The sequence below is a fragment of the Geodermatophilus sp. URMC 64 genome, assembly GCF_053502555.1.
This window is the reverse complement of sequence record NZ_CP199955.1, coordinates 652,296-677,632: the sequence shown is the minus strand read 5'-3', so window position 1 is coordinate 677,632 and position 25,337 is coordinate 652,296. Positions and strand designations below refer to the sequence as shown.

Sequence of the window (25,337 nt, the reverse complement as noted above, 5' to 3'; positions counted from 1 at the left end):
CGCACTACCCCCGCAGCAGCCGGAAGGCGTGCGTCCAGCTGCTGGTCCGCGCGCCGTAGGCGACCCAGGCCATGCACATCGCCTCGAGCCAGCGGCTGGCCTCGATCCCGCCGAGGTCGGCGACGTCCCAGCCGGTCTCCTCCAGCAGCGCGGTCACCGTGGCCTTGGCGTCGGCGTCGTCCCCGGCGATGAACATGGTGGGCGGGCCGCCGGGCAGCTCGGGGTCGACCATGAGCGCGTTGCCGACCGTGTTGTAGGCCTTGACCACCCGCGCCCCCGGCACCGTGCGCTGCACCTGCTCGCCGAGGGAGTCCGTCGTCCCGACGAACAGGGCCGGGCCCCCGGAGGACATGTCCAACGGGTTGGTCGCGTCGACCAGCACCTTGCCCTCGAGCTCGTCGGCCACCGAGCGCACCAGCTCGACGGCGACCCGTCCCTGCACCGCCAGGACGACGAGCTCCGCGACGCGGGCGACCTCGGCCGGTGACGCGGTGGGCACGCCCTCGATCTCCGCCTGCCGGGTGCCGATCCGCACGCGGTGCCCGTGCCGGGCGTACCCGGTGGCCAGTGCCCGGCCGACGACCCCGCTGCCCAGGATGCCGATGTCCACGGCCGGTCATCGTCGACCCGGCCGGGCGCGCCGGCAAGGCGCTCAGGCCTCCTCGGGGTCCGGTCCGCGCGCGGCGCGGCCGCCGTCCACGGGGAGCACGGCGCCGGTGACGAAGGCCGCGGCGTCCGAGAGCAGGAAGGCGACGGTGGCGGCCACCTCGTGGGGGGTGGCGACCCGCCCGAGCGGGTGCAGGACCGCCATCTGCTCGGAGGTGCGGGCCGCCGCCTCCGGCCCCTGCGCGCGCAGGAACTCCTGGTAGCGCTCGGTGTCGACCGAGCCCAGCGCCACGGCGTTGACCCGGATCCCGTCGGGGCCGTGGTCGACGGCGAGCGCCCGGGTGAGCCCCTCGACGGCCGCCTTCGCCGTCGCGTACGGCAGGGCGCCGCGGACCGGCCGCTGGGCCTGGTGGCTGGAGACGTTGACGATCGCCCCGCCACCGCCGGCGGCGAGGAACCGGCGGACGGCGGTCGTGCAGCCGGTGACCACCGGCGCGAGGTTCGCCGTGATCAGGGCCAGCACCTCCGCCGGCGGGGTGACGGCCACGCCGGCGTCCCGGAAGACGGCGGCGTTGTTCACCCAGCCGCGCAGCGGCCCGGCCGCCGTGGCCCGGTCGGCGGCCTCCTCGGTGACCGCCTCGTCGCCGGCGTCGCCGGTGACGGGGATCAGCCGCGGGCCCTGCGGGTGCGCCGCCAGCCAGGCGACCGCGGTGGGATCGCGCTCGAGGACGACCACGGTGCCGCCGTCGGCCACCAGCCGCTCGACGATCGCCCGCCCCACCCCGCGGCCGCCGCCGGTCACCACGTACGAGCCGGTCACGGCACCACCGCGTCCCGGTCGGCCTCGCCGGGGCGCACGAAGCCCGACTCGTAGGCCAGGACGGCGGCCTGGGTGCGGTCGCGCACGCCGAGCTTGGCGAGCACGCGCAGCACGTGGGTCTTCACCGTGGCCTGCCCGAGGAAGAGCACGCCGGCGATCTCGGCGTTGGACAGCCCCCGGGCCACCAGCCGGAGCACCTCCCGTTCGCGCTCGGTCAGCCCGCGCAGCGGCGCGGGGACGCCCTCGGGCCGCGGCGGGCGCTCCAGGTACGTCTCGATCAGCCGCCGGGTGACCGCGGGCGCGAGCATCACGTCCCCGGCGACGACCTCGCGGACGGCGTCCGGCAGCTGGCGCGGTGGCGCCGTCTTCAGGAGGAACCCGCTGGCTCCGGCCCGCAGCGCGTCGTAGACGTACCGGTCCAGGTCGTAGGTCGTGAGGATGAGCACCCGCAGGTCGGGCGGGGCGTCGGCGAGCAGCCGCCGGGTGGCCTCGATCCCGTCCATGACCGGCATCCGGACGTCCATGAGGACGACGTCCGGCCGCAGCGCCCGGGCCTGGACGACGGCGTCGCGGCCGTCGGCGGCCTCCCCCACCACGGTGATGTCGGGCTGCTCGTCGAGGATCAGCCGGAGCCCTCCGCGGATCAGCGCCTGGTCGTCGGCGACGAGGACGCGGATCACGGCCGCGCCTCCTGGTCCGCGGTCGCCGGGAGCGGTGCGGTCCCGGCGGCGTCGCCCCGGGGCAGGCACGCCTCGACGGTGAACCCCGCCGGGCCGGCGTCCACGCGCAGCACGCCGCCGTAGAGCACGCACCGCTCCCGGAGGCCGACGAGGCCATGCCCGCCCACGGCGCCCTGCGGGCGGGCACGGCCGTCGTCCTGCACCGTGACCGTGACGTCGGCGGCCGTGTGCCGGACGGTGACCGTCACCCGGCTGGCGGCCGCGTGCTTGAGCACGTTGGTCGCCGCCTCCTGCACCACGCGGTAGGCCGCCAGGTCCACGCCCGGGGGCAGCGGCCGGGCGGTCCCCTCGGTCCGGTGCTCGACGTCGAGCCCGGCCAGGCGCAGCCGGTCGAGCAGCCGGGGGACGTCGGCCAGACCGGGCGCCGGCGTGAGCCCCTCGTCGTCCGGACCCGCGCGCAGGACCCCGAGCAGCCGGCGGAGTTCGGCCGCCGCCTGCGCCCCCGTGTCCTGGACCGCCTCGAGCGCCCGGCGGGCGCGGGCGGGATCGGAGGAGAGCAGCTGCTCGGCGGCGCCGGCCTGGACCACCATGACGCTGACGCTGTGCGCGATCACGTCGTGCAGCTCCCGCGCGATCCGCGACCGTTCGGCGGCCACCACCATCCCGGCCAGCGTCTCCTGCTCCTCCCGCAACTGGCGGGCCAGGGCGCGGAGGGTGTCCGCCTGGGTCGCCCGCCGCCGGACGGCGAGCCCGGCCAGCCACGCACCGCCGTAGAGCCCGACCGCGTACGCGACGTTGGCGACGGAGCTGTCGGGACCGACGAGGATCGCCGTCGTCTGCGCCAGCAGGATCGCGGTGAGGCCCAGCACGGCCGACCGGAACGGCGCGTACGCCGCCACGCCGAACGCCGCGACGAGGACGGCGAGGAACTGGACCAGGGCCGAGGCCGGGGCGGCGACCCCGATGCCGAGCGCGACCGCCACGGCGACGGTCAGCGGGGCGCGCCGCCGCCAGGCGAGCGGGACGGTCGCCGTCGCCACCGCAGCGCTGCCCCACCACGGCGAGCCGCCACCCGGGAGGAACCAGACCTCGGCGAGACCGGCCGCCAGCAGCGCGGCGGCCACCGCGACGTCCGTCCGGGGCGGCCTGCCGGCCGGCGTCCCGGGCTCCCCCGGGGGAGTCATGCGGGCAGGTTACGCGGGCTGCGGCGCCCCGGACGTCCACCGCGGGGTGGACCGCGCCACCGCACCGGGGTGGACGGCGGCCCGCGCGGAGTCGACCCGCAGCGGGACGACGCCGCGGGCCGCACTTCCTAGCGTCGTCGTCCGCCGGCAGTGGGCCGGCCCCGCTCCGAGGAGCCAGCGATGAACACCTCCCCGACCCCGAGCACCCGGCGGCTGTGGACGTTCCGGGTCGTCACCGGCCTCGCGATCGCCCTGTTCCTGCTGGCGGCGCCGAACGTGCTGGCGCCGTGGATCGACGTCAACCTGCAGCCCGACGTCCACCACCCCGAGCTCGCCCGCTGGCACAGCGCCGTCGAGGGAACCGGCGACGTCGCCGGGCTGGTCCTGCTGGTGCTGCTGCTGCGCCGCCCGGCGGGGCATCCGCTCGTCGTCCTCTCGTTCGCGTCGAGTGCGCTGGTCGCCTCGGCGCTCGTGCTGCCGTTCACCGGGCCGTCGCTGCTGTTCGCCCTCGCGCCGGTGCTGCTGGTGCTGGTGACGTATCCGCACCGGCGGCTGGTCGCGGGGGTGCGGCGGATGCTGCGGCCCGATCCCGTCCTGGCCGGGGTCGCGGTGCTCGCGGCGGCGGCGCTCGCCGCTCCGGTGGTCACCGCCCTCCGGCACCAGCTGGCCGGCGTCGGGGAGATGGCCGCGACCAACCAGTGGGCGACCTACGCCGAGCACCTCACGACCCTGGTGCTGGGCACCCTGCTCGCGGCCGGCGGCCTGCCGGGATGGCGGCCGTTCGCGGCCGTGACCGCGACGGCCTGGGTGTACCTCGGCGCGGTCGCGGTCGCCCTGCCCGAGCAGCCCGACAGCTGGGGGATCCCTGGCGGGCTCGCCGCGATCGCCGCCGGCGCGGTCATCGCACTGGTCGCGGCGCGCGGACGCCGCCCGGCCGCCAGGCCCACGGCGTCCGTCCCGGTGTGACCCCCGGAAGACGACAGCGCCCGCCCCGGCCGGAGCCGGGGCGGGCGCTCACTGGTCGCCGCGACTGCTAGTCCAGGGCGACCGTGGTCTCGTTGAGGCCGACGTCGGCGGAGAGGACGCGCTCGCCCTTGCCCACCGGCGCGAGCGAGCGGACCTTCCACTGGCCCGGGGCGGCGAAGAACCGGAACTCACCCTCCGGGCTGGTCACCACCTCGGCGGTGAACTCGTCGGTCGCGTCGAGCAGCCGGACGTAGGCGCCGGCCACCGGCGCTCCGTCGTGCCACACCGAGCCCTGGATCACCGTCTGGGTGTCCAGGTCGATGCCGGCCAGGCTGCCGCCCTGCTTCGGTGCTCCGCACATGGTCAGACCCCCTTCTCGATCGGGACGCCGACGAGCGAGCCGTACTCGGTCCACGATCCGTCGTAGTTCTTCACGTTCTCGTGGCCGAGCAGCTCGCGCAGGACGAACCAGGTGTGGCTCGAGCGCTCGCCGATGCGGCAGTAGGCGATGGTGTCCTTGCCGGTGTCGAGGCCGGCGTCGGCGTAGAGCTGGCGCAGCTCGTCGTCGCTCTTGAAGGTGCCGTCCTCGTTGGCCGCCTTGCTCCACGGCACGTTCACCGCGGTCGGGATGTGACCCGGGCGCTGCGCGCCCTCCTGCGGCAGGTGCGCCGGGGCGACCAGCTTGCCGGCGAACTCGTCGGGCGAGCGGACGTCGACCAGGTTCTTCTGCCCGATCGCGGCGACGACCTCGTCGCGGAAGGCGCGGATGGAGGTGTCGGGCTCGCTGGCCTTGTACTGGGTGGCCGGGCGGGAGACCGCGTCCTCGGAGAGCGGGCGGCTGTCGAGCTCCCACTTCTTGCGGCCGCCGTCGATCAGCTTGACGTCCTGGTGGCCGTAGAGCTTGAAGTACCAGTAGGCGTAGGCGGCGAACCAGTTGTTGTTGCCGCCGTAGAGCACGACGGTGTCGTCGTTGCTGATGCCCCGCTCGGAGAGCAGCTGCTCGAACTGCTCCTTGCTGACGAAGTCGCGGCGCAGCGGGTCCTGGAGGTCCTTCTTCCAGTCCAGCTTCACCGCGCCCTCGATGTGGCCCTTGTCGTAGGCGCTGGTGTCCTCGTCGACCTCGACGAAGACGATGCCGGGGCGGTTCAGGTTCTCCTGGGCCCAGTCGGCGGTGACGAGCACGTCGGTGCGGCTCATGGGTGGTTCCTTCCTGGTGGAGGGCGGGTCAGGCGGCGGTCGTACGAGGGGAGGTCGCCCGCCGGATGAGCAGGTACATCTCGCAGCCGAGGCAGAAGCCGGTGGCCGCGTTGAGCAGGGCCGCCACCAGCGCCAGGCCGGTGGCGATGGCGCCGACCAGCGGCGCGGAGAGCAGGTAGCCGAGCGCGCCGACCGTCGCGAAGACGACGCCGACGAGCTGCGCGAACCGCGGCGGCGCCTCCGGCTCCCGCTCGCGGACCGGGCCCAGCCGCGGCGCGACGAGGACCCGGAAGAGCACCCCGTAGGGCGCGTACCGCAGGCCGGCGAAGGCTCCCACGGCGAAGACGACCGCCTGCGCGGCGACCAGCCAGCCGGCGGCGGTGAGCAGGGCGACGGCGAGGACAGCGGCGGTGACCCACGCGGCGAAGCGCGGACCCCGCACGTCGACCTCGCGCGACGGTGCAGTCATGACAGAGGAGAGACCTTCGGACGGCGGACAGGGCACGTCGGGACGGTCGGCAACCGACCTCAGCAGGTCGGACAGAGGCAGCTGCCGACGCGGCACAGGTCCACTGTGCGGCGCGAGGTCAGCAAGGTGCCCACGGGGCGAGAGTAACCGATCACGCGGAACTTCCGACATGCGCGTCGACGAGGGCGGCCAGCTCCTCCGGCCGGGGGGCACCGCTGCTGCGGCCGACGAGGCTCCCGTCGCGGCGCAGGTAGAACAGCGTCGGTGTCCGCCGGACGTCGAGCTCGCGCACCGCGTCGAGCTCCTGCTCGGCGTCGATGTCGACGTAGGCCAGCCCCGGACGGGTCGCCTGCAGGTGCGCGAGGCGCGCCCGGGTCGCGCGGCACGGGGCGCAGAAGGCGGTCGAGAACTGGACGACGGTGAGGTCGGCGTCCTCCGGGCGGACGCCGAGCCGCTCGAGCACCGCCTGCGGACCGCCCGGCACGTCGTCCCCTCCGCCTCCCGGCGTCCGGACGGCGCCGTTCCGTGTGCGCAGCCACCAGGAGGCGGCCGCCGTCAGCACCAGGGCCGCGGCCAGCACGACCGCTCCGATCGGACTCATCCCCGCTCGCAACCGGCCGCGCGCCGGACGCATTCCCGGACCGGGATCAGCCGCGCAGCACCGCGTCCTGTGCCTCGACGGTGACGACGACGCCGTCGTCGGCCGGGCGCACGCTGGTGAGCTGCAGGCCGAACGGCAGCGCCGGGATCGTGTAGCGGATGTCGAGCAGGTCGCTGACCTGGCCGACGAGGAAGCCCGGGACGTCCACCCCGGCGCCGGAGGCCTCCTCGACGTCGACGAGCAGGTCGTCGCCGTCCAGGGTGACCGTGCCGGCCGCGGTGAGCGGCAGGGTGAAGCCGGCGATCTCGACCGTCCTGGTGATCCGCAGGCCGTCGCCCTCCCGGCGCAGCGTGGTGTCCCCGCCCAGCTGCGCGGACAGCAGCGCGTAGGACAGCGTCGCGGTGCCGTCGACGCGGTCGACCGGCACCTCGCTCACCGATCCGGAGAGCACGTCGGACAGCGGCACGTGCACCCCGTGGAGGGCGACGTCGGCGCTGGTGCCCTCCGGCTGGCCGAGGTCGGCCGCGGTCAGGGCGATCCGGACGTCCTCGTAGTCGCCGGCGACGGCCTGGGTCAGGAACGGGAACCCGTTGATGTCCACCGACGGCGTTCCCTGCAGGCCGCCCTTCGTCGCGAGCTGCTCGCCGACCCGGTCCTCCGCGATGCCCACGGCGATCCGGTCGGCCGCGACCGCCAGTCCCAGCAGGACGACGAGCGCGATGAGCAGGCCCTTCACCCGCGCCAGTCTCCCCCACCGCGCTGCCGCCACCGCGGTCCCACGCCCGGGAGGGGTTCCACCGAGCGCACCGGTGTGCGGAGGATGACCGCGGGGAGGGGATCGGACGGGGAATCCCCTCGATCTCACGTTCGTCGCGGTGATCCGGCGCCTGCTTGGCCTTCGGGTGGGACCGGTTCCGGCGCGACCAGCCCTGAGCCTCTACAGCGCGGTCTGCAGGCCGAGGGCGACCGGCGCGCAGGCGGCGATCGGCAGCAGGGCCTGGACCACCCACAGCGCCGCGGCCCGCCCGCGACCGCCGTCCGGATCGGTCTCGGCGGCGACGTAGCTGGCCGCCACCGCGACCAGGGCGGCCACCGCGCCCAGCACCGCGCCGAAGGTGACCGCGGAGACGCTGTCCACCAGGTCGCCGGTGCCGCGGCGGGCGAACCCGACCGCCGCGCCCGCCGCCACCGCGAGGAGCAGGCCCACGAGGCCGCGCGGGACCTCAGGGGCGAGCTGCGGACGCGGCAGGACCAGATCGACCAGGTGCCCGACGACGAGCGCGGCGCCCACCGCGAGCAGCGCCGAGGTGGCCAGCCCCGCCGGCTCGGAGCGGCCGAGCAGCAGCAGCACGGCCAGGGAGGAGACGGCGCAGACGAGCAGCACCCCGCCGGAGAGCGCGGCGACCATGTCCTCCCGGCGCCGGCGGAACATCTGGGCGAGGACGACGACCAGGAACGCCGGCCCCAGAACCGCGAGCAGCCCGCCCAGCCGCGGCCGGTCGGGGAGGACGAGCGCGGCGTCGGCGCCGGCCGCGGCGAGGACGCCGACGATCGCCGTCCCGAGGGCGCCGCCGGTGCCCGTGGCCACCGCCCACGCGGCCACGAAGGCCAGCTGCACGAGCGCGACCGCGCCCAGCAGCCCGGTGTCGCCGGCGAGTTCCGGGGCGGCGATCAGCAGCGCGACGGAGACGGCGGCGAGCGCGGCGGCGGGGAGGTGGTGCGTGCGGGGGGAGACCGCCGCCTCCACCTCCGAGTAGGTCATGGGTTGATCGTGGCAGACGCCCAGCGCCCGATCCGCTCGACGAGCGGAGCGGTCGCGCCGCTCTCGGCGTGCCCGAAGCCCGGGCCAACCCAGGCCGTCGCCGTCGGCCCCGCCGCCTGGGCCAGCGTGCGGAAGTGCTCGAGCGGGAAGTTCTCGTCGCGGTCGCCGTGCACCAGCAGCAGCGGGGTCGGCGCGATCCGGCTGACCACCTGCAGCGGCGCGGGCGGGGGCGTCAGCCACGGCTCGTCGAGCCGGAGCCGCACCAGCCGCGACGCGTGCGAGCGCCCGGCGGTCGTCTCGAGCAGCCAGTGCCCCCGGCGCATCGGCCGGGTGTCGCGCACGTCCTTCGGCCCCGCTGCAGGGACCCGCCGCGAGCGTGCGAGTGGCGGGGGGCAGCGGGGTTCTTCTGGGAGCGCGCGCCGCCGCCCATCGCAGCCCCGGCGCAGCCAGCCGGCCGGCCGCACGAACGGCGCGCGGGCCATCGAGTTGGTGAAGCCGTGCGCCACCACGAACGTCAGCGGACGCGCCCCGGGGCGCGCCGGCGCGGCCGCCGGGACCGCGATCCCCGACAGCGTCACGCCGTCCTCGGTGCGGACGCGCAACGCCCTGACGTCGGTGAGTGATGGGCGCGCTAACAGCACGTCAGCTATCCTGCGTGCTCACGCTCGACAGCGCCGTCGGGGCCTCCCCACCGAGGAGACAGCATGCGACTCGTGCTCATGACCGCGGCGCGCCAGGCGACGACCGAGGTTCTGCCCGCGCTGGGGCTGCTGGCCCACCAGGTGCGCGTGGTGGCCCCGGAGCTGTCCAGCCTGCTCGACGGCGACTCCGGCGACGTCGTGCTCGTCGACGCCCGCCACGACCTCATCCAGGCCCGCACGCTGTGCAGCCTGCTCTCCTCCACCGGCGTGGCCTCCGCGCTGGTCGCCGTCCTCTCCGAGGGCGGGCTGGTGGCGCTGTCGGCCGACTGGGGCATCGACGACGTCCTGCTCGACACCGCCGGCCCGGCCGAGGTCGACGCCCGGCTGAAGTGGGCCACCGGCCGCCGGCTCGCCGCCGCGACGCCGGTCGACGGGGGCGACGGCGGCGTCACCAAGGCCGGTGAGCTGGTCATCGACGAGCACAGCTACTCGGCCAAGCTCCGCGGCCGCCCGCTCGACCTGACCTACAAGGAGTTCGAGCTGCTGAAGTACCTGGCCCAGCACCCGGGCCGGGTCTTCTCCCGCGCGCAGCTGCTGCAGGAGATCTGGGGCTACGACTACTTCGGCGGCACCCGCACCGTCGACGTCCACGTCCGCCGGCTGCGCGCCAAGCTCGGTACCGAGCACGAGGCGCTGATCGGCACCGTGCGCAACGTCGGCTACAAGCTCGACCAGCAGGTGGCCGACGCCGCCGCGGCCGCGGCGAAGGCCGAGGCCGAGAACACCCCCGCACCCCTGGTCTGAGCCGGCCCTGACCGCCACAGCCTCCCTCCGGGACGTCGACCGGCTCGCCCCGGACGACGTCGCCGCCGTCCGCGCGCTGCTGTCCACGGCGCACGAGGCGGACGGCGTCCGGCCGGTCTCCGAGGAGAGCGAGCTGCGGCTACAGCACGGCGGCCCGCCGGGTGGGCGCGACGTCCTCGCCGAGGGGCCGGACGGCGTGCTGCTCGGGTACGCGCGGCTCGAGACGGAGCCCGAGGCCGTGGCCGAGATCGTCGTCGACCCGGTCGCCCGGCGGCGCGGGATCGGGGCGGCGCTGCTCGACCGCGTGGAGCGGCTGGCCGGGGAACGACCGCTCGCGGTGTGGGCGCACGGCGACCTGCCCGGGGGGAGCGCGCTGGCCGCCGGGCGCGGCTACGGGCGAGCCCGGGTGCTGTTGCAGATGCGCCGCGACCTCGACGGCGTCGACCCCGATCCCCGCCCCGCGCTGCCCGAGGGCGTGCGGGTCCTGCCGTTCCGCCCCGGCCGCGACGAGGCGGCCTGGCTCGACGTGAACGCGCGGGCCTTCGCGCACCACCCCGAGCAGGGCCGCTGGACGCCCGCGGACCTGCAGCTGCGCGAGGACGAGCCGTGGTTCGACCCGGCCGGGTTCCTGCTGGCCTGGCGCGGCGACCCCGACGACGGCGGCGTCCTGCTCGGCTCGCACTGGACGAAGGTGCACCCGCCCGGCGACGCCGGACCCGAGGCCGTCGGCGAGATCTACGTGCTGGGCATCGACCCCGACGCGCAGGGGATGCGGCTGGGCCGCGCGCTCACCGACCTGGGCCTCGCGCACCTGCGCAGCCGTGGCCTGGGCGAGGTGCTGCTCTACACCGAGGAGGACAACACCGCCGCCGTCGCGCTGTACGAGCGCACCGGCTTCCGGCGGTACTCGGTCGACGTCCTCTGGCGACGGGATCCCTCCAGGCGGTAGCGGACGCGCACGCGTTCACCGGACGGTCGTGATCCCTTTCTCACTCGGTCGGACAAGGATCGGCGGCCGTTCATTCGCCGTTCACCGGGCGACCGGAATCAGGCCACCTCGGCTCCCTAACTTCTGGATTCGTTGGTCCAGTGCGCCCGGCATCGACGTCCGGGCCAGGTCGAGAGGCAACCAGTTGAAGCTCAGCACCAAGACGCGCGCCCTTCCCCTGGCGGTGGCGCTCGCCGGCTCCCTCGCGCTCACGGCGTGCGGCGCCTCCAACGAGACGGACACCGCCGGCGGAGGTGACAGTGGCGGCAGCGCGGAGCAGCTGAGCGGCACCATCAACGGAGCGGGCTCGAGCGCCCAGCAGGCCGCCATGCAGGGCTGGACGGCCGGGTTCAGCAGCGAGCAGCCGGGGGCCACGGTCAACTACGACCCGGTCGGCTCGGGCGGCGGCCGGGAGCAGTTCACCACCGGCGGCGTGGACTTCGCCGGCTCGGACGCCCCGCTGGACGACGAGGAGCTCACCGCGGCCGCCGAGGTCTGCGGCGACGCCGGCGTCTTCGAGCTGCCGAACTACATCTCCGCGATCGCCGTCGTCTACAACCTGCCCGGCGTCGACCAGCTGAACCTGTCCCCCGCCACCGTCGCCGGCATCTTCACCGGCGCGATCACCACGTGGAACGACCCGGCCATCGCCACGGACAACCCGGACGCGCAGCTGCCGAGCACGGCGATCACGCCGGTCCACCGCGGGGACGACTCGGGCACCACCACCAACTTCACCCAGTACCTCTCCGCGGCGGCGCCCGACGTGTGGACCAGCGAACCCGACGGCGAGTGGCCGCTGGAGGGCGGCGAGGCCGCCAACGGCACCTCCGGCGTGATCAGCGCGGTGCAGGCCGGCGAGGGCGCCATCGGCTACGCCGACGAGAGCCAGGCCGGTGAGCTCGGCATCGCCGACATCAAGGTGGGCGAGCAGTTCGTGACCCCGAGCCCCGAGGCCGCCGCCGCGGTGGTCGAGGGCTCGGAGCTGATCTCCGGCCGGGGCGAGTTCGACTTCGCCTACGAGATCAACCGGACCACGACCGCCGCCGACGAGTACCCGATCGTCCTGGTCAGCTACCACATCGGCTGCGTCCGGTACGACGACCAGGAGAAGGCCGATCTGGTGAAGGCCTTCATGGGCTACGTGATCAGCGAGGACGGCCAGCAGGCCGCGGCCGACCAGGCCGGCTCGGCGCCGATCTCCGACGCCCTGCGCGCGCAGGCGCAGAAGGCCGTCGACGCGATCACCGCGGCCTGACCGTGCGCTCCTCCCGGGTGGCCCGGGGCGTCGTCCGACGCCCCGGGCCGTCCGGCCGCCAGCCCCATCTCGCCGAACCGGAGTCGTGGTGACCCTCACCAGCGCCCCTCAGCAGGAGCGGCCGAAGCGCTCGGTCCGCCGGCTGGGCGACCGCCTCTTCGCCGGCAGCGCCAGCGGCGCCGGCATCCTGATCCTGGTCGTCCTCGCCGGCGTCGCGGCCTTCCTCGTCTGGCAGTCCGTGCCGGCGCTGACCGCCGATGCCTCCGACGTGCCCGGCGGCGAGGGAGTCGTGGCCTACGTCTGGCCGCTGCTGTTCGGCACCCTGATCGCCGCCCTGCTCGCCCTCCTCATCGGCACCCCGCTCGCCGTCGGCATCGCGCTGTTCGTCACCTACTACGCGCCCCGCCGCGTGGCCCAGGGACTGGGCTACCTCGTCGACCTGCTCGCCGCGATCCCGAGCATCGTCTACGGCTTCTGGGGCATCGCCTGGCTGGCGCCGAAGCTCGTCCCGTTCTACGAGTGGCTCGAGCGGAACCTCGGGTTCATCCCGCTCTTCGCCGGTCCCGCCTCCTCCACCGGCCGGACGATGTTCACGACCGGTGTCGTGCTCGCGGTCATGATCCTGCCGATCATCAGCGCCATCTCCCGCGAGGTGTTCGCCCAGGCGCCGGCGCTGCACCGCGAGGCCGCACTGGCCCTCGGTGCCACCCGCTGGGAGATGATCCGCATCGCGGTGCTCCCCTACGGCCGCTCCGGCGTCATCGGCGGCGCCATGCTCGGTCTCGGCCGCGCCCTCGGCGAGACGCTGGCCGTCGCGATCGTCCTGTCCGCCTCCGGCGTGGTCACGTTCAACCTGATCAGCAGCACCAACCCCTCGACGATCGCCGCGAACATCGCGCTGAACTTCCCCGAGGCCAGCGGTCTGGACGTGAACACCCTCATCGCCAGCGGCCTGGCGCTGTTCGTCATCACCTTCGCGGTCAACTTCTTCGCCCGGGCGATCGTCAACCGCCGGGCCGACTTCTCGGAGTGAATGGGATGAGCACCCCGACCCGGACCCCCGAGACCGCCCCCGCGCCCTCCGGCGGCCTGCCCGCGCCCGGCTCCCGCCGGCCGCTGCCGGGCTGGGTGACCCCCGCGGTCTTCGGCGGGCTCGCCGTCGTCGCGGTCGCGCTCGGCCTCGCGACCGACCTGAACCCCGTCGTGCTCGTGCTGCTGGTCGCGGCGCTCGGGACGGCGGTGGTCGTCGGCCTGTCCCGGACGCGGGAGGGCTCCCGCAAGGCGACGGACCGCTTCGTCACCTGCCTGGTGTACGGCGCGTTCCTGCTGGCGATGGTGCCGCTGGTCAGCCTGGTGTGGGAGGTCGTCAGCAAGGGGATCGCCCGGCTGGACGGCGAGTTCTTCGGCTCCTCGATGCTCGGCGTCCTCGGCCCGGGCGGCGGGGCCTACCACGCGATCTTCGGCACCCTGATCATCACGCTCATCACCGCGCTGATGTCCGTGCCGATCGGCCTGCTCACCGCGATCTACCTGGTCGAGTACGGCCGGGGCCGGCTGAAGAAGTGGGTCACCTTCCTCGTCGACGTCATGACCGGCATCCCGTCCATCGTCGCCGGCCTGTTCGCCTACGCCCTCTTCGCCCTCTTCTTCGGCCCGGGCGTGCGGATGGGCTTCGTCGGCGCGGTCGCCCTGTCGGTGCTGATGATCCCGGTCGTCGTCCGCTCCTCCGAGGAGGTGATCAAGCTCGTGCCGAACGAGCTGCGGGAGGCCTCCTACGCTCTCGGCGTGCCCAAGTGGCGCACGATCGTGAAGGTGGTCCTGCCCACAGCGCTCGCCGGCCTGGGCACCGCCGTCACGCTCGCGATCGCCCGCGTCATCGGCGAGACCGCGCCCCTCCTGGTCACCGTCGGCATCACGAACGCGTCGAACTTCGACCCGTTCGACGGCCGGATGGCCACCCTGCCCGTCTACGCGTACTACCAGCTCACCCAGCCCGGCGTGCCGCCGGAGAACGGCATCAACCGGGCCTGGACCGCCGCGCTCGTGCTCATCGCGATCGTGCTGGTCCTCAACCTCATCGCGCGGCTGATCAGCCGGCTCTTCGCCCCCAAGACCGGTCGCTGACCGACCGCCGACCACCCCGGAGTCCTTCGTGGCCAAGCGCATCGACGTCTCGGACCTGAACATCTACTACGGCAACTTCCTCGCGGTGCAGGACGTCACCGTCTCCCTCGAGCCGCGGGCGATCACCGCCCTCATCGGCCCGTCCGGCTGCGGGAAGTCGACCTTCCTGCGCTCGCTGAACCGGATGCACGAGGTGATCCCCGGCGCCCGGGTCGAGGGCAAGGTCGTCATGGACGGCCAGGACCTCTACGGCGCCGACACCGACCCGGTCGACGTGCGCCGGCAGATCGGCATGGTCTTCCAGCGGCCCAACCCGTTCCCGACGATGTCGATCTACGACAACGTCGCCGCCGGCGTGCGGCTGAACAGCAAGAAGATGAAGAAGGCCGACCTCGACGCCCTCGTCGAGCGGTCGCTGCGCGGGGCCAACCTGTGGGACGAGGTCAAGGACCGGCTCGCCCGGCCCGGCGCCGGTCTCTCCGGCGGGCAGCAGCAGCGGCTGTGCATCGCCCGGGCGATCGCCGTCGAGCCCGACGTCCTGCTGATGGATGAGCCGTGCTCGGCCCTGGACCCGATCTCGACGCTGGCGATCGAGGACCTCATGACCGAGCTCAGGGAGCGCTACACGATCGTCATCGTCACCCACAACATGCAGCAGGCGGCGCGGGTGAGCGAGCACACCGGGTTCTTCAACCTCAACGGGATGGGCCAGCCGGGCCGGCTGATCGAGTTCAACCCCACCGAGAAGATCTTCAGCAACCCCGACCAGAAGGCGACCGAGGACTACATCTCCGGCCGCTTCGGGTGATCGGCCGCTCGGCCTGAACGGGCCGGCTCAGCTGCAGGGCGGCGCGGTCGCCGTCGGCTGGGCCGGCTCCGTCGTCTCCGCGGCCGGCGTCTCCGGCGCGGCGGGCGCGCCGATCTGGACGGGCACCACCCCGGTGTAGCCGGGGCCGATCACCAGCTGGACGGCGTTGCCGATCGAGTCACTGGGCTGCAGCACCGCGCCCGGCACCGCCGCCGCGACCGTGCGCGCCTGCTCCTGCGCGGCCGGCCCGAAGCGCACCAGGGTCTGGCTGACCGTGCCGGGCTCGTTGCCGACGGTCCCGACGCCGAAGCCCTGGGCGCGGACCAGGTCGGCCACCTGCGCGGCGAGCCCGGTCGTGCCGGTGCCGTTGAGGACGTCGACGGTGATCGTGTTCGGCGCGGCGGTGAGCGGCTCGGGGCCGGGTGCGGCGGCGGGCGCCTCCGCCTCCGCGGACGCGGCCGGAGCGGCCGTCTCCTGCGGCTCGCCGGTGGGGTCGGCCGCGGCGGCGTCGTCCCCGACCCCCTCGGGGAGCTCGGTGCGGTCGATGACCGTGTCGAAGAGGCTGCGGGTGCCTTCGGCGTCCAGCAGCACGTACGCCTGGTCGGTGCCGGCCGGGACGTAGCCGACCTGCGCCACCGGCAGCCCCGCACGCTGCACGGCGCCGTCGGGGAGGCTGCCGAGGGCGCCGGCCAGGCCGCGCAGGTCGCCCAGCGTCGTCTGCTCGTCGACGGTGAGCGCGTCGGTGGCCCGCGACAGGAAGCGGGTGAGCGTGACCGTGTTGAGCAGGGTGCCGCTCGACATCGCGCGGCGCAGGGTCGCGGTGAGCAGCAGCTGCGCGCGCTCGGCGACGGCGGCGCCGGTGACGTCGGAGCCGGCGTCCCCGGGGGTCAGGTAGCCGGTGATCTGCGCGTCGGAGAGGTCGTTGGCCCCGGGCGGCAGCGGTTCGGCGGCCGCGGCCACGGCCGGTGAGTCCGGCACGCACATCGAGATGCCGCCGAGGGCGTCCACCATCGCGGGCAGCCGGGCCAGGTCCACCGCGAGGTAGTGGTCGACCCGCAGGCCCGACAGCTGCTGCACGGCACGGACCAGGCACGCCGGCCCGCCGTCGAGCAGCGACGCGGCGAACGCCTCCGACGTCGGCTGGCGCAGCTCTCCGTCGGACGTTCGGCAGGCCGGGGTGTCGACGAAGGCGGTCGGCGGAACGCTGACCAGGACAGCGCGCTCCTCGTCGCCGGAGACCGAGGCGATGAGCGTGGCCACCGAGGCCGGCCCCTCCTCGCCGGGAACGCCGGTGCCCACGACCAGGTAGTTCTCGGTGTCGGCCTGCAGCTGCGGGGCGAGGACCTCCGGTCCGTCGGTGGCCAGCGCGTCCACCCGGCCGATGCTGCGGTCGACGTAGACGTACAGGCCGAGGTGGTAGAGCGCGACCAGCGCGACGACCGCGACGACCGCGAGCACCACCCGCGTGGTGCGACGGCGGCGCGGGGTGGCGGTCGCCCGCTGCGCGGCCCGGTGGGCGAAGCCGGCGACCGGCCGCTCGCGCTTCGGCGTCTCCTGCTTCGGCGGGCGCCGGCCGGGCAGCGGCGGCAGCGGGGCGACCGGGCGCGAGGGGCGCACGCCGGGCGGGAGGTCCGGCGGCGGGAACTCGGCCGGGGCGGCCGTCGGCCGGGCCGGCGGCAGCGGCGGGACGGGCCCGGAGGGGCGCGACCGGGCGTCGGGTACGGGCGGCAGGCTGCTGCGGCGGCCCGGCGGTGGCGTGGTGGACGACGGCGGCGGGGGCGGGGACGACGCCGGCGCCCCCGGGACGGGCGGCATCCCGCCGCGGGTGCCGGCGGGCGGGGCGTCCGGCGCCTTCGGCCGCGGCGTCTGCCCGCGGCCCTCTCCCTCGCCGCGGGGCTCCGGCTCGCCGCGGCGCACCGCGCGGCGGCGGCCGGTGGCCGGACCGCCCTGGCGGGCCAGGAGCTGCTCGACGGTGATCGGCTGCGAGCCCGGCTGGTCGGCGCGTGCCCGGGACCGGCCGGGGACGCGGCGATCGCCCGCGTTCCCCCGTGTCGGCTGATCCCCCACCGGTGTCGACTTCCCATCGTCGTCGGCTGCGCCGTCCGTCGTTTCCGGCGCACGCGCCGGTGCCCGCGCACCCGTGCGGCGGTCCTCCCACGATACGGAAACTTCGCCCGGGACCGGCCCGACGCGCGGGCACCGAAGAGCGGCGGACCTTTCCCGCCCGTACCGTCTGCCCGTGAGGCTGCCGTCCATACCCGGACCGTCCGATGTCCTCTCCGCGGTGGAAGGCCTGCGCGAGGGCGTGTACGACGCCCTCGCCCTCGTGCCGCGCATCGGTGCCGTGGTGGGCCGGGTGGAGAAGCTGCTCGACCGGGTCGACGCCGTCGTCGGCCGGGCCGAGGACGCGGTCGGCCGCGCGGAGACCGCGCTGAGCGGGCTCGAGGCCACCCGCGCCCGGGCGGACGAGGCGATCGACGCCGTCGGCGGGACCCGGCGGAAGGCCGACGAGGCCATCGAGCAGATGGGCGACACCCGACGCAGGGCCGACGAAGCCATCGAGCAGATGGGCGACACCCGACGCAGGGCCGACGAAGCCATCGAGGGGATGGGCGACACCCGACGCAGGGCCGACGAGGCGATCGCCGCCGTCGGCGAGACCCAGCGCAAGGCGGACGACGCGATCGCCGCAGTCGGGACGACGCAGACACGGGCCGACGAGGCGATCACCGCCGTGGTGCGGACGACGTCGCGCGCCGACGACACGCTCACCCGCGCCGAGGGCCTGGTCGGGCGGGTGGAGCCGCTGACCGTCGACTACGCGGAGCCGCTGCAGCTGCTCGCGCCGTCGATCCAGCGGCTGGCGGAAACGTTCGAGCCGCACGAGGTCGAGGCGCTGGTGACGCTGGTCGACCGGCTACCGGAGCTCGTCGTCCGCCTGGACGAGAACGTGCTGCCGGTGCTGGCGTCGATGGGCAACGTGGGCGACGACGTGCACGACCTGCTCGACACCATGCAGGACGTGCGGCAGGTGGTGAAGGGGTTCCCCGGCTCGCGGCTGTTCCGCCGGCGCGGCGCCGAGGAGATCGCGCAGGACGAGGACGAGCAGACCGCCGGCTCGTGACCGGCGGCCCGCCCGCCGGTCAGGTCTCGGTCGGGTAGCCCAGCGCGCGGACGACGTCGCCGATCCGCTCGTAGGTCTCCCCCTCGGGCAGCCGCTCGAGCTCGGCGACCACCGCGTCGGGCGCGCGGTGGTCGCGCGCGGCCTCGACCAGGGCCGGGCCGTCGTTGGGGAAGTCGGCGCGGTCCAGCCACCGGGCGAGCTCGGCCCGCCGGACCACCGCGTCGGCGTCCATGCCCACCGGGGTGCCCCCGACCAGGGTCCCGGCCGGATCGGTGTCGATGTCCGGGTCACCCTCCGCCGCGGGCTCGACGTCGCGCCACTCCTCGGCGCGGGTGGTGCGCTCGGCCCGGAGCATCCCCTGCATCTCGTGCTCCAGCTCCTCGTCGACGCGGGGGCTGTGCTTGGTGCTGCGCGCGGACGTGCCGGCGAACTGCTCGCCGCTCTCGGTCACGGTTCCTCCTGGTGCCTGATGACTGTCTCGGTCAGTTCTTGCGCAGGGCGCCGGGCCGGTGGACCGCCGCGCCACCGCTCTTCTCGCTCACGACCTCGTACTGCGGGTCGTCCTCGCTCGCCCGGACGGTGCGCCCGGCGGCCTCGGTGTCCGCGGTGATCTTCCGGCGGACGGTTCCCTCGGCCTGCCCTCCGTGGCTGTTCCACGTGACGTGGTCACCCTTCTGCAGGTCGTCGCTCATCGCCCCTCCTCGCTCGCCGCGGGCACTCCCCCTGCCCCTGCCCCTGGTCGGCTCCGGGCACACATCACCCGAAAGGAACGCGGTCTCACCCGTGCGGGCACTGGCATCCGGCGTCCGGTGACGTAGCGTGTTCACCGACGGAAGATCGTCGCCCGACCGTGCAGGTCCGTGCGGACATGGCGACTACGCACCGTGAGAGCGGTGCCCCGTCCTCGATCGCCGGCCCGGTCGACCCCATTCCCCCGGGGTCGGCCGGGTCGGCCCGCTCCTACGCTAGCCATCCGTGACCGCTCCCGAGACGCGGCCGGTCGACGTCTTCTCCGTCGACACGGTCGCGGACGTGACGCCGACCGTGCGTCGCGTGCTGCTGCGCGGGAGCCCGTCCGCGGCGGCCGCCGCCGGGCCCACGGTGCACCTGCTCGTCCCCCGCGTCGGGGACGACGACCCGCGCTGGCCGTCGATCGCCCGCGACGGGCGGATCGTCTGGCCGCAGGGCAGCCACGGCGTGAGCCTGCGCAGCTACACCGCCCGCCGGCAGGACCCCGCCGCGGGCACCGTCGAGATCGACTTCGTGCTGCACGGCACCGGCCCGGCCGCCGCCTGGGCGGCCGCGGCGGCCCCCGGCGCGGTGCTCGCCGTCGCCGGCGGGGCGCCCCTCGGGGATCGCCCGGCGGGTGAGCTGCTGCTGGCCGGCGACGAGACCGCGCTGCCGGCGATCACCCGCATCCTCGCCGAGGCACCGCCGTCCGCGCGCGGTCTGGCCCTGGTGGAGGTGGCCGGACCGGAGGAGGAGCAGCCGCTGCCGGCGCCCGGCGCGGTCGAGGTCCGCTGGCTGCACCGGAAGGGCACCCCGCCCGGCGAGGGCACGCTGCTGGCCGACGCGGTGACCGCCCTCGACCGGCCGGCCGGCGAGGACCTGTTCGCCTGGGTCGCGGCCGAGTCCGCCGCCGTCCGGACCGTCCGGGCGGACCTGCGGGGGCGTTGGGGACTGGGCCGGGCGCAGCACCACGCGATCGGCTACTGGCGCCGGGGGCGCGCCATGGCCCCGTCCGGCGGCTGACGGCTCGCTCAGCCGATTCACAGGTAGCGTCCAGGGCAGCCGCAGCCGGTGCCAGGAGGCTCTCAGGCATGACGACGGCATCCGCACGCCCCGTGGGAGGAGCTGTGACCGGCACCCAGCCGAACGGCCGCCCGGCTCCCGAGGCGCGCCTCCTGGTGGTGGACGACGAGCCGAACATCCGCGAGCTGCTCTCGGCCAGCCTGCGCTACGCCGGCTTCGAGGTCGCCACCGCCGCCGACGGCCAGCAGGCCCTGGCGCTGGCGGCGTCCTTCCGCCCCGACCTGCTCGTGCTCGACGTGATGATGCCGGGCCTCGACGGGTTCGGCGTCGTCCGGCGGCTGCGGCAGAGCGGGCGGCACACCCCCGTGCTGTTCCTCACCGCCCGCGACGCGGCGGAGGACAAGGTCTCCGGGCTCACCCTGGGCGGCGACGACTACGTCACCAAGCCGTTCAGCCTCGACGAGGTGCTCGCCCGCATCCGGGCGGTGCTGCGGCGCAGCAGCGGTCCGCAGCGGGCGGCCGACGCGCCGCGGCTGACCTTCGCCGACATCGAGCTCGACGAGGAGTCCCACGAGGTCATCAAGGCCGGCCAGGTGATCAGCCTCTCGCCGACCGAGTTCAAGCTGCTGCGCTACCTGATGGCCAACGCCGGGCGGGTCCTGTCGAAGGCGCAGATCCTGGACCACGTGTGGAACTACGACTTCAACGGCGAGGCCAACGTCGTGGAGTCCTACATCTCCTACCTGCGCCGCAAGGTCGACACCACCGAGCCGCGGCTGCTGCACACCATCCGCGGCGTGGGCTACACCCTGCGGCTGCCGCGCGGAACGTGAGCGACCAGGCCTCGGGGGAACCCGCCCGGAGCGCGATGACGACCGGGCTGATCGACAGCGGTCCGCCTGCCGCGCGGGATCCGCGGGTGCCCCGGGTGCCGCTGCGGATCACGCTCGTCGCGCTGATGGCGGTCCTCGTCGCCGTCGGGCTCGGCGCCACGGGGATCGCCGCGACGTCGCTGCTGCGCGGCTACCTCATGGACCAGCAGGACGCCGGACTGGCGGCGACCGTCCGGCAGGTCCAGCACGGACCGTTCATCCTCGACCTCTGCGCCGAGGGCACGTACCGGCAGAGCCCGGGGGCCGTCTTCGTGGCGTGCGCGCCACCCGGCGACGACACCCTGGTCACCGTCCAGGGCCCCTCCGACGACCTCGGCCACCTGCCGGACCTCCAGCGGGCGGTCCCCGACCAGGGCTCGGTGATCCCGCCGATCACGGTGAGCGCCGCGGACGGCTCGACCGACTGGCGTGTGATCAGCTTCGTGCGCGACGGCTGGACCGTCGTCATCGGCGCCGACCTGGCCGGGGACCAGGCTGCGATCGACCGGCTGGTCGCCATCGAGGTGGTCGTCGGCCTGATCGTCCTCGTCGTCCTGGGCGCCGCCGGGTACGTGCTCGTGCGCAACAGCCTGCGGCCGCTCGCCGAGGTGGAGTCCACGGCCCGGGCCATCGCCGCGGGCGACCTCTCGCAGCGGGTGCCGGAGGGCGACGAGCGCACCGAGGTCGGCCGGCTGTCGGCCGCGCTCAACGGCATGCTCGCCCGGATCGAGCGATCCTTCCGGGCGCAGCAGGCCTCCGAGGCCCAGGCCCGCGCGTCCGAGGACCGGATGCGCCGCTTCGTCGCCGACGCCAGCCACGAGCTGCGCACCCCGCTCACCTCGATCCGCGGCTTCGCCGAGCTCTACCGGCAGGGCGCCGTCAGCAGTCCCGAGGAGACCCGGCGGCTGATGCAGCGCATCGAGGCCGAGGGCGCGCGCATGGGCCTGCTGGTCGAGGACCTGCTGCACCTGGCCCGCCTGGACCAGCAGCGGCCGCTGACGGTCACCCCCGTCGACCTGGCCGAGATCGCCGGCGACGCCGTGCACGACGCCCGCGCGGTGCAGCCGGACCGACCGATCTCCCTGCACCTGGACGAGTCGCTCACCGACGTCCCCGTCGTCCTCGGGGACGAGGCCCGGCTGCGCCAGGTGGTCGGCAACCTGGTCACCAACGCGCTCACCCACACGCCGCCGACTGCGAAGGTGACCGTCACCGTGGCCCAGGACGCCGACCCGGACGTGCTCGTGCTCCGGGTCGCCGACGAGGGGCCCGGCATGGCCGAGACCGACGCCGAGCGGGTCTTCGAGCGGTTCTACCGAGCCGACACCGCGCGCACCCGGGAGGCCGGCGGCACCGGGCTGGGCCTGGCCATCGTCGCCTCGCTGGTGGCCGCGCACGGCGGCACGGTCGAGCTGCTGACCGCCCCGGGCAAGGGCGCGGCCTTCAGCGTGCGGCTGCGCCGCTCGGGCCCGCCCGCCGCGGACGCGGGCGCGGCCGACCATCTCGTGCCCTAGCGTCGGGGCGTGCCCGAGCGACCCGTCGAGACGCCCTACGACCCCGCGCTGATGGCGGCCGTCAGCGACCTCGGGGAGGCGCTGCGCGGGCTCGTCGACGCCTCGGTGCGGACGGCGCTCGACGCCGGAGAGCTCGTCGCGGCCGCCGAGGAGGCCCGGGCGCTGACCGCCCGGCTCGCCGCCGCGCGGCGCCCCGCGGGCCGGCTGCCGTCGCTCGACGACCCCGTGGCGTTCCGCCGCGTCTACAACCCGGTGACCGGCGTGGGCAGCGCGTTCGCGCCGCCGCTGCGGATCCGCCACGAGGGCGACGAGGTGGTCGCCCGGACCGTCCTGGGCCTGGCCTACGAGGGGCCGCCGGGGTTCCTGCACGGCGGGATGAGCGGGCTGCTCATGGACCAGATGCTCGGGTCGGCCGTGATCGCCGCCGGCCTCTGGGGGATGACGGTCCGGCTGGAGCTGGACTACCGCGGGCCGGTACCGCTCGACGTCCCCATCGAGCTGCGGGGCCGGGTCGTCGAGGACGCCGGGCGCAAGACCGGCGCCGCCGGCACGATCGCCCGCGCCGACGCGCCCGACGGCGTGCTCGTCGAGGCGCGCGGGATCTTCGTCGCCCCGCGCCCCGAGAAGGTCGCCGACTACTTCGGCGCGGTCACCGACGCCTCGGGCCGGCACGCGCCGCCCGGCCGGCCCACCGACGCGACGGCGGTAGCCGAGCCCGGGGATCCGGCATGAGGGACGTCGACGTCACCCGTGCCGCCGCTGCCGGACCCGGTGGTCTGCCGGCCGAGACCATTCTCACGGCGGTGGCCTCCGGGTGATCAGGGACACTGGGGCGGGAATCCCCATCGCGTCGATGCGGTTGGGATCACTTCGACCCCCTGACGTCGAGCTCCGGAGCCCGCGCGCGTGACCACCCCTGACTACCGGCTGACCCAGCTGGAGACGCTGGAGGCCGAGTCCATCCACGTGATCCGCGAGGTCGCCGCCGAGCTCGAGCGGCCCGTGCTGCTCTTCTCCGGCGGCAAGGACTCGATCGTGATGCTGGAGCTCGCCCGCAAGGCATTCGCCCCGGCCCGCATCCCGTTCCCGGTGATGCACGTCGACACCGGGCTGAACTTCCCGGACGTCCTCGAGTTCCGCGACAAGCGGGTCGCCGAGCTGGGCGTGCACCTCATCGTGGCCTCGGTGCCCGAGGCGATCGCCGCCGGCCTGGTGCGCGAGGAGCCCAACGGCTCGCGCAACCGGATCCAGACCCCGGTCCTGCTCGACGCGGTCGAGAAGCACGGCTTCACGGCCCTGTTCGGCGGCGCCCGCCGCGACGAGGACAAGGCGCGCGCGAAGGAGCGGATGTTCAGCTTCCGCGACGAGTTCGGCCAGTGGGACCCGAAGAACCAGCGGCCCGAGCTCTGGGACCTCTACAACGGCCGGATCCACCTGGGCGAGTCCATCCGGGTCTTCCCGCTGTCGAACTGGACCGAGCTCGACGTCTGGCAGTACATCGCCCGCGAGGAGATCGAGATCCCGCCGCTCTACCTCGCGCAGGAGCGGGATGTCGTGGAGCGCCAGGGGATGCTCTACGCGGTCAACGAGTTCATCACCCCGCGCGAGGGCGAGCAGGTCCGCCGGGAGAAGGTCCGCTACCGGACGGTCGGCGACGCCAACCTCACCGCCGCGGTCCGCTCGGAGGCCACCACGGTCGAGGAGGTCATCGCCGAGATCGCGGTGACCCGGCTGACCGAGCGCGGGGCCACCCGCGGCGACGACAAGGTCAGCGACGCCGCCATGGAGGACCGGAAGAAGGAGGGCTACTTCTGATGGCCACTGACACCGCCGCCCAGCCCGGCAACCACCCGCCCGTCGACGTCCACTCGGCCGCCGCCGAGCAGGCCCACGACATCGCCGTCGCCCGCAAGGACATCCTGCGCATCGCCACCGCCGGCTCGGTGGACGACGGCAAGAGCACGCTGATCGGCCGGCTGCTGTTCGACAGCAAGGCGGTCTTCGAGGACCAGTACGAGGCGGTCGAGCGGGCCAGCGCCGGCGGCGACTACGTGAACCTGGCGCTGCTCACCGACGGCCTGCGGGCCGAGCGGGAGCAGGGCATCACCATCGACGTCGCCTACCGGTACTTCGCCACCCCGCGGCGGACGTTCATCCTGGCCGACACCCCCGGCCACGTGCAGTACACGCGCAACATGGTCACCGGCGCCTCGACCGCCGACCTGGCGATCGTGCTGGTCGACGCCCGGAAGGGCATGCTGGAGCAGAGCCGCCGGCACGCCTTCCTCGCCTCGCTGCTGCGGGTGCCGCACCTCGTCGTCGCCATCAACAAGATGGACCTCGTCGACTGGTCGGAGGAGGTCTACGAGCGCATCCGCGACGAGTTCACCTCGTTCGCGGCGAAGCTGAACGTGCCCGACCTGACCGTCGTCCCCATCTCGGCGCTGCACGGCGACAACGTCGTCACCCGCTCGGCCAACACCCCCTGGTACGAGGGCTCGTCGCTGCTGCACCACCTCGAGCACGTGCACGTGGCCAGCGACCGCAACCTCGTCGACACCCGGTTTCCGGTCCAGTACGTGATCCGGCCGCAGTCCGACGCCTTCCACGACTACCGCGGCTACGCAGGGACCGTCGCGAGCGGCGTGCTGCGCCCCGGCGACGAGGTGCAGGTGCTGCCCAGCGGCCTGACGACGACGATCGCCGGCATCGACGGCCCCCGCGGCCCGGTCGAGGAGGCGTTCGCGCCGATGGCGGTGACCGTGCGGCTCGCCGACGACCTCGACGTCTCCCGCGGCGACCTGATCTGCCGGCCGGCGAACGTGCCGCACGTGACCCAGGACCTCGACGCGCTGGTCTGCTGGATGACCGACGAGCCGCTGCGCCCCCGTCAGCGGATCGCGATCAAGCACACCACCCGCTCGGTGCGGGCCATGGTCAAGGAGCTCAGCTACCGGCTCGACGTCAACACGCTGCACCGCGACCGCGAGGCGGGCGAGCTGGGCCTCAACGATATCGGCCGGGTGAAGCTGCGCACCACCCAGCCGCTGTTCGTCGACGACTACAGCCGCAACCGGGTCACCGGGCGGTTCATCCTCGTCGACGAGGCCACCAACGCCACCGTCGGCGCCGGGATGCTCACCCCCGCCTCCTGACCGCGTGGCTTT

Annotated in this window: 28 protein-coding genes; 14 read left to right on the top strand and 14 right to left on the bottom strand. The window is 74.8% G+C overall.

The window, feature by feature from the left end:
* Positions 1-4: 4 nt before the first annotated feature.
* The 4 genes from ACWIYF_RS03345 to ACWIYF_RS03330 are packed head-to-tail and all read right to left on the bottom strand — an operon-like array spanning position 5 to position 3,290.
* Entirely contained in the window at positions 5-610 is a 606-nt protein-coding gene (locus tag ACWIYF_RS03345; protein ID WP_448626699.1) for an NADPH-dependent F420 reductase, read from the bottom strand.
* Positions 611-652: 42 nt separating this feature from the next.
* A complete protein-coding gene (locus ACWIYF_RS03340; RefSeq protein ID WP_448626698.1) occupies positions 653-1,426 on the bottom strand; it encodes an SDR family NAD(P)-dependent oxidoreductase in 774 nt (257 codons plus the stop codon).
* Entirely contained in the window at positions 1,423-2,106 is a 684-nt protein-coding gene (locus tag ACWIYF_RS03335; protein ID WP_448626697.1) for a response regulator, read from the bottom strand. Before ACWIYF_RS03335 ends, ACWIYF_RS03340 begins: the two co-directional genes overlap by 4 nt.
* A complete protein-coding gene (locus ACWIYF_RS03330) occupies positions 2,103-3,290 on the bottom strand; it encodes a sensor histidine kinase (RefSeq protein WP_448626696.1) in 1,188 nt (395 codons plus the stop codon). Before ACWIYF_RS03330 ends, ACWIYF_RS03335 begins: the two co-directional genes overlap by 4 nt.
* Positions 3,291-3,470: 180 nt before the next feature.
* On the opposite strand from ACWIYF_RS03330, the gene ACWIYF_RS03325 reads away from it, so the two are divergent.
* The gene (locus ACWIYF_RS03325; RefSeq protein ID WP_448626695.1) at positions 3,471-4,256 is read left to right on the top strand and encodes a hypothetical protein; all 786 of its coding nucleotides are present in this window, start codon (positions 3,471-3,473) and stop codon (positions 4,254-4,256) included.
* A gap of 67 nt (positions 4,257-4,323) precedes the next feature.
* On the opposite strand, the gene ACWIYF_RS03320 is transcribed toward ACWIYF_RS03325, so the two are convergent.
* The 7 genes from ACWIYF_RS03320 to ACWIYF_RS03290 form a co-directional block, all read right to left on the bottom strand.
* Positions 4,324-4,617 carry a DUF1416 domain-containing protein gene (locus ACWIYF_RS03320; protein WP_448626694.1) on the bottom strand — a complete coding sequence of 98 codons (294 nt, stop codon included), beginning with the start codon at positions 4,615-4,617 and terminating at the stop codon, positions 4,324-4,326.
* Positions 4,618-4,619: 2 nt separating this feature from the next.
* Positions 4,620-5,453: a sulfurtransferase gene (locus ACWIYF_RS03315; RefSeq protein ID WP_448626693.1), complete on the bottom strand. Its 834-nt coding sequence runs from the start codon at positions 5,451-5,453 to the stop codon at positions 4,620-4,622.
* Between the two features lie 28 nt (positions 5,454-5,481).
* Positions 5,482-5,922: a DUF4395 domain-containing protein gene (locus ACWIYF_RS03310; RefSeq protein WP_448626692.1), complete on the bottom strand. Its 441-nt coding sequence runs from the start codon at positions 5,920-5,922 to the stop codon at positions 5,482-5,484.
* Positions 5,923-6,073: 151 nt separating this feature from the next.
* The gene (locus tag ACWIYF_RS03305) at positions 6,074-6,523 is read right to left on the bottom strand and encodes a thioredoxin family protein (RefSeq protein ID WP_448626691.1); all 450 of its coding nucleotides are present in this window, start codon (positions 6,521-6,523) and stop codon (positions 6,074-6,076) included.
* A 46-nt stretch (positions 6,524-6,569) separates the two neighbouring features.
* Entirely contained in the window at positions 6,570-7,259 is a 690-nt protein-coding gene (locus ACWIYF_RS03300; protein ID WP_448626690.1) for an LmeA family phospholipid-binding protein, read from the bottom strand.
* Positions 7,260-7,460: 201 nt separating this feature from the next.
* Positions 7,461-8,285, bottom strand: a complete 825-nt coding sequence (locus tag ACWIYF_RS03295; RefSeq protein WP_448626689.1) for a hypothetical protein — start codon at positions 8,283-8,285, stop codon at positions 7,461-7,463.
* Positions 8,282-8,926, bottom strand: a complete 645-nt coding sequence (locus ACWIYF_RS03290) for an alpha/beta hydrolase family protein (RefSeq protein ID WP_448626688.1) — start codon at positions 8,924-8,926, stop codon at positions 8,282-8,284. The genes ACWIYF_RS03295 and ACWIYF_RS03290 overlap by 4 nt, the downstream gene beginning before the upstream one ends.
* 63 nt (positions 8,927-8,989) lie before the next feature.
* Here ACWIYF_RS03290 and ACWIYF_RS03285 point away from each other — a divergent pair, with 63 nt between their 5' ends.
* From ACWIYF_RS03285 to pstB, 6 genes are all read left to right on the top strand, one after another.
* Entirely contained in the window at positions 8,990-9,730 is a 741-nt protein-coding gene (locus ACWIYF_RS03285; protein WP_448626687.1) for a winged helix-turn-helix domain-containing protein, read from the top strand.
* Positions 9,731-9,737: 7 nt separating this feature from the next.
* Positions 9,738-10,679: a mycothiol synthase gene (mshD, locus tag ACWIYF_RS03280; protein ID WP_448628723.1), complete on the top strand. Its 942-nt coding sequence runs from the start codon at positions 9,738-9,740 to the stop codon at positions 10,677-10,679.
* A 184-nt stretch (positions 10,680-10,863) separates the two neighbouring features.
* Positions 10,864-11,976 carry a phosphate ABC transporter substrate-binding protein PstS gene (pstS, locus tag ACWIYF_RS03275; protein ID WP_448626686.1) on the top strand — a complete coding sequence of 371 codons (1,113 nt, stop codon included), beginning with the start codon at positions 10,864-10,866 and terminating at the stop codon, positions 11,974-11,976.
* Between the two features lie 88 nt (positions 11,977-12,064).
* The gene (gene pstC, locus ACWIYF_RS03270) at positions 12,065-13,009 is read left to right on the top strand and encodes a phosphate ABC transporter permease subunit PstC (RefSeq protein WP_448626685.1); all 945 of its coding nucleotides are present in this window, start codon (positions 12,065-12,067) and stop codon (positions 13,007-13,009) included.
* A gap of 5 nt (positions 13,010-13,014) precedes the next feature.
* Complete coding sequence (pstA, locus tag ACWIYF_RS03265; RefSeq protein WP_448626684.1) at positions 13,015-14,100, top strand: phosphate ABC transporter permease PstA; 1,086 nt, start codon at positions 13,015-13,017, stop codon at positions 14,098-14,100.
* A 28-nt stretch (positions 14,101-14,128) separates the two neighbouring features.
* Entirely contained in the window at positions 14,129-14,908 is a 780-nt protein-coding gene (pstB, locus tag ACWIYF_RS03260) for a phosphate ABC transporter ATP-binding protein PstB (protein ID WP_448626683.1), read from the top strand.
* 27 nt (positions 14,909-14,935) lie between these two features.
* Here pstB and ACWIYF_RS03255 read toward each other — a convergent pair whose 3' ends face one another.
* The gene (locus ACWIYF_RS03255) at positions 14,936-16,975 is read right to left on the bottom strand and encodes an LCP family protein (protein WP_448626682.1); all 2,040 of its coding nucleotides are present in this window, start codon (positions 16,973-16,975) and stop codon (positions 14,936-14,938) included.
* A 172-nt stretch (positions 16,976-17,147) separates the two neighbouring features.
* On the opposite strand from ACWIYF_RS03255, the gene ACWIYF_RS03250 reads away from it, so the two are divergent.
* Positions 17,148-18,032, top strand: a complete 885-nt coding sequence (locus tag ACWIYF_RS03250) for a hypothetical protein (protein ID WP_448626681.1) — start codon at positions 17,148-17,150, stop codon at positions 18,030-18,032.
* A 19-nt stretch (positions 18,033-18,051) separates the two neighbouring features.
* Here ACWIYF_RS03250 and ACWIYF_RS03245 read toward each other — a convergent pair whose 3' ends face one another.
* Both ACWIYF_RS03245 and ACWIYF_RS03240 read right to left on the bottom strand, forming a co-directional pair.
* Positions 18,052-18,483, bottom strand: coding sequence for a DUF2795 domain-containing protein (locus ACWIYF_RS03245; RefSeq protein ID WP_448626680.1), 432 nt, complete (start codon positions 18,481-18,483; stop codon positions 18,052-18,054).
* Between the two features lie 31 nt (positions 18,484-18,514).
* On the bottom strand, positions 18,515-18,724 hold the full coding sequence (locus ACWIYF_RS03240; RefSeq protein ID WP_448626679.1) for a DUF2945 domain-containing protein: 210 nt from the start codon (positions 18,722-18,724) through the stop codon (positions 18,515-18,517).
* A gap of 283 nt (positions 18,725-19,007) precedes the next feature.
* Here ACWIYF_RS03240 and ACWIYF_RS03235 point away from each other — a divergent pair, with 283 nt between their 5' ends.
* From ACWIYF_RS03235 to ACWIYF_RS03210, 6 genes are all read left to right on the top strand, one after another.
* Positions 19,008-19,784, top strand: coding sequence for a siderophore-interacting protein (locus ACWIYF_RS03235; protein WP_448626678.1), 777 nt, complete (start codon positions 19,008-19,010; stop codon positions 19,782-19,784).
* A gap of 104 nt (positions 19,785-19,888) precedes the next feature.
* A complete protein-coding gene (locus ACWIYF_RS03230) occupies positions 19,889-20,617 on the top strand; it encodes a response regulator transcription factor (RefSeq protein ID WP_448626677.1) in 729 nt (242 codons plus the stop codon).
* A gap of 35 nt (positions 20,618-20,652) precedes the next feature.
* On the top strand, positions 20,653-22,170 hold the full coding sequence (locus ACWIYF_RS03225; protein WP_448626676.1) for a sensor histidine kinase: 1,518 nt from the start codon (positions 20,653-20,655) through the stop codon (positions 22,168-22,170).
* A gap of 9 nt (positions 22,171-22,179) precedes the next feature.
* The gene (locus ACWIYF_RS03220; RefSeq protein WP_448626675.1) at positions 22,180-22,902 is read left to right on the top strand and encodes a PaaI family thioesterase; all 723 of its coding nucleotides are present in this window, start codon (positions 22,180-22,182) and stop codon (positions 22,900-22,902) included.
* Positions 22,903-23,076: 174 nt separating this feature from the next.
* Positions 23,077-23,985: a sulfate adenylyltransferase subunit CysD gene (gene cysD / locus ACWIYF_RS03215; protein ID WP_448626674.1), complete on the top strand. Its 909-nt coding sequence runs from the start codon at positions 23,077-23,079 to the stop codon at positions 23,983-23,985.
* Complete coding sequence (locus ACWIYF_RS03210; RefSeq protein WP_448626673.1) at positions 23,985-25,325, top strand: sulfate adenylyltransferase subunit 1; 1,341 nt, start codon at positions 23,985-23,987, stop codon at positions 25,323-25,325. The genes cysD and ACWIYF_RS03210 overlap by 1 nt, the downstream gene beginning before the upstream one ends.
* The last annotated feature ends 12 nt before the right edge of the window (positions 25,326-25,337 follow it).

What these genes read in the sequence shown, in the direction of transcription:
- ACWIYF_RS03305 (WP_448626691.1), bottom strand. Translation starts at nt 6,523, where the DNA reads ATGAGTCCGATCGGAGCGGTCGTGCTGGCCGCGGCCCTGGTGCTGACG.
- ACWIYF_RS03315 (WP_448626693.1), bottom strand. Translation starts at nt 5,453, where the DNA reads ATGAGCCGCACCGACGTGCTCGTCACCGCCGACTGGGCCCAGGAGAAC.
- ACWIYF_RS03330 (WP_448626696.1), bottom strand. Translation starts at nt 3,290, where the DNA reads ATGACTCCCCCGGGGGAGCCCGGGACGCCGGCCGGCAGGCCGCCCCGG.
- ACWIYF_RS03285 (WP_448626687.1), top strand. Translation starts at nt 8,990, where the DNA reads ATGCGACTCGTGCTCATGACCGCGGCGCGCCAGGCGACGACCGAGGTT.
- ACWIYF_RS03320 (WP_448626694.1), bottom strand. Translation starts at nt 4,617, where the DNA reads ATGTGCGGAGCACCGAAGCAGGGCGGCAGCCTGGCCGGCATCGACCTG.
- ACWIYF_RS03225 (WP_448626676.1), top strand. Translation starts at nt 20,653, where the DNA reads ATGACGACCGGGCTGATCGACAGCGGTCCGCCTGCCGCGCGGGATCCG.
- ACWIYF_RS03325 (WP_448626695.1), top strand. Translation starts at nt 3,471, where the DNA reads ATGAACACCTCCCCGACCCCGAGCACCCGGCGGCTGTGGACGTTCCGG.
- pstA (WP_448626684.1), top strand. Translation starts at nt 13,015, where the DNA reads ATGAGCACCCCGACCCGGACCCCCGAGACCGCCCCCGCGCCCTCCGGC.
- ACWIYF_RS03240 (WP_448626679.1), bottom strand. Translation starts at nt 18,724, where the DNA reads ATGAGCGACGACCTGCAGAAGGGTGACCACGTCACGTGGAACAGCCAC.
- ACWIYF_RS03310 (WP_448626692.1), bottom strand. Translation starts at nt 5,922, where the DNA reads ATGACTGCACCGTCGCGCGAGGTCGACGTGCGGGGTCCGCGCTTCGCC.
- ACWIYF_RS03295 (WP_448626689.1), bottom strand. Translation starts at nt 8,285, where the DNA reads ATGACCTACTCGGAGGTGGAGGCGGCGGTCTCCCCCCGCACGCACCAC.
- ACWIYF_RS03210 (WP_448626673.1), top strand. Translation starts at nt 23,985, where the DNA reads ATGGCCACTGACACCGCCGCCCAGCCCGGCAACCACCCGCCCGTCGAC.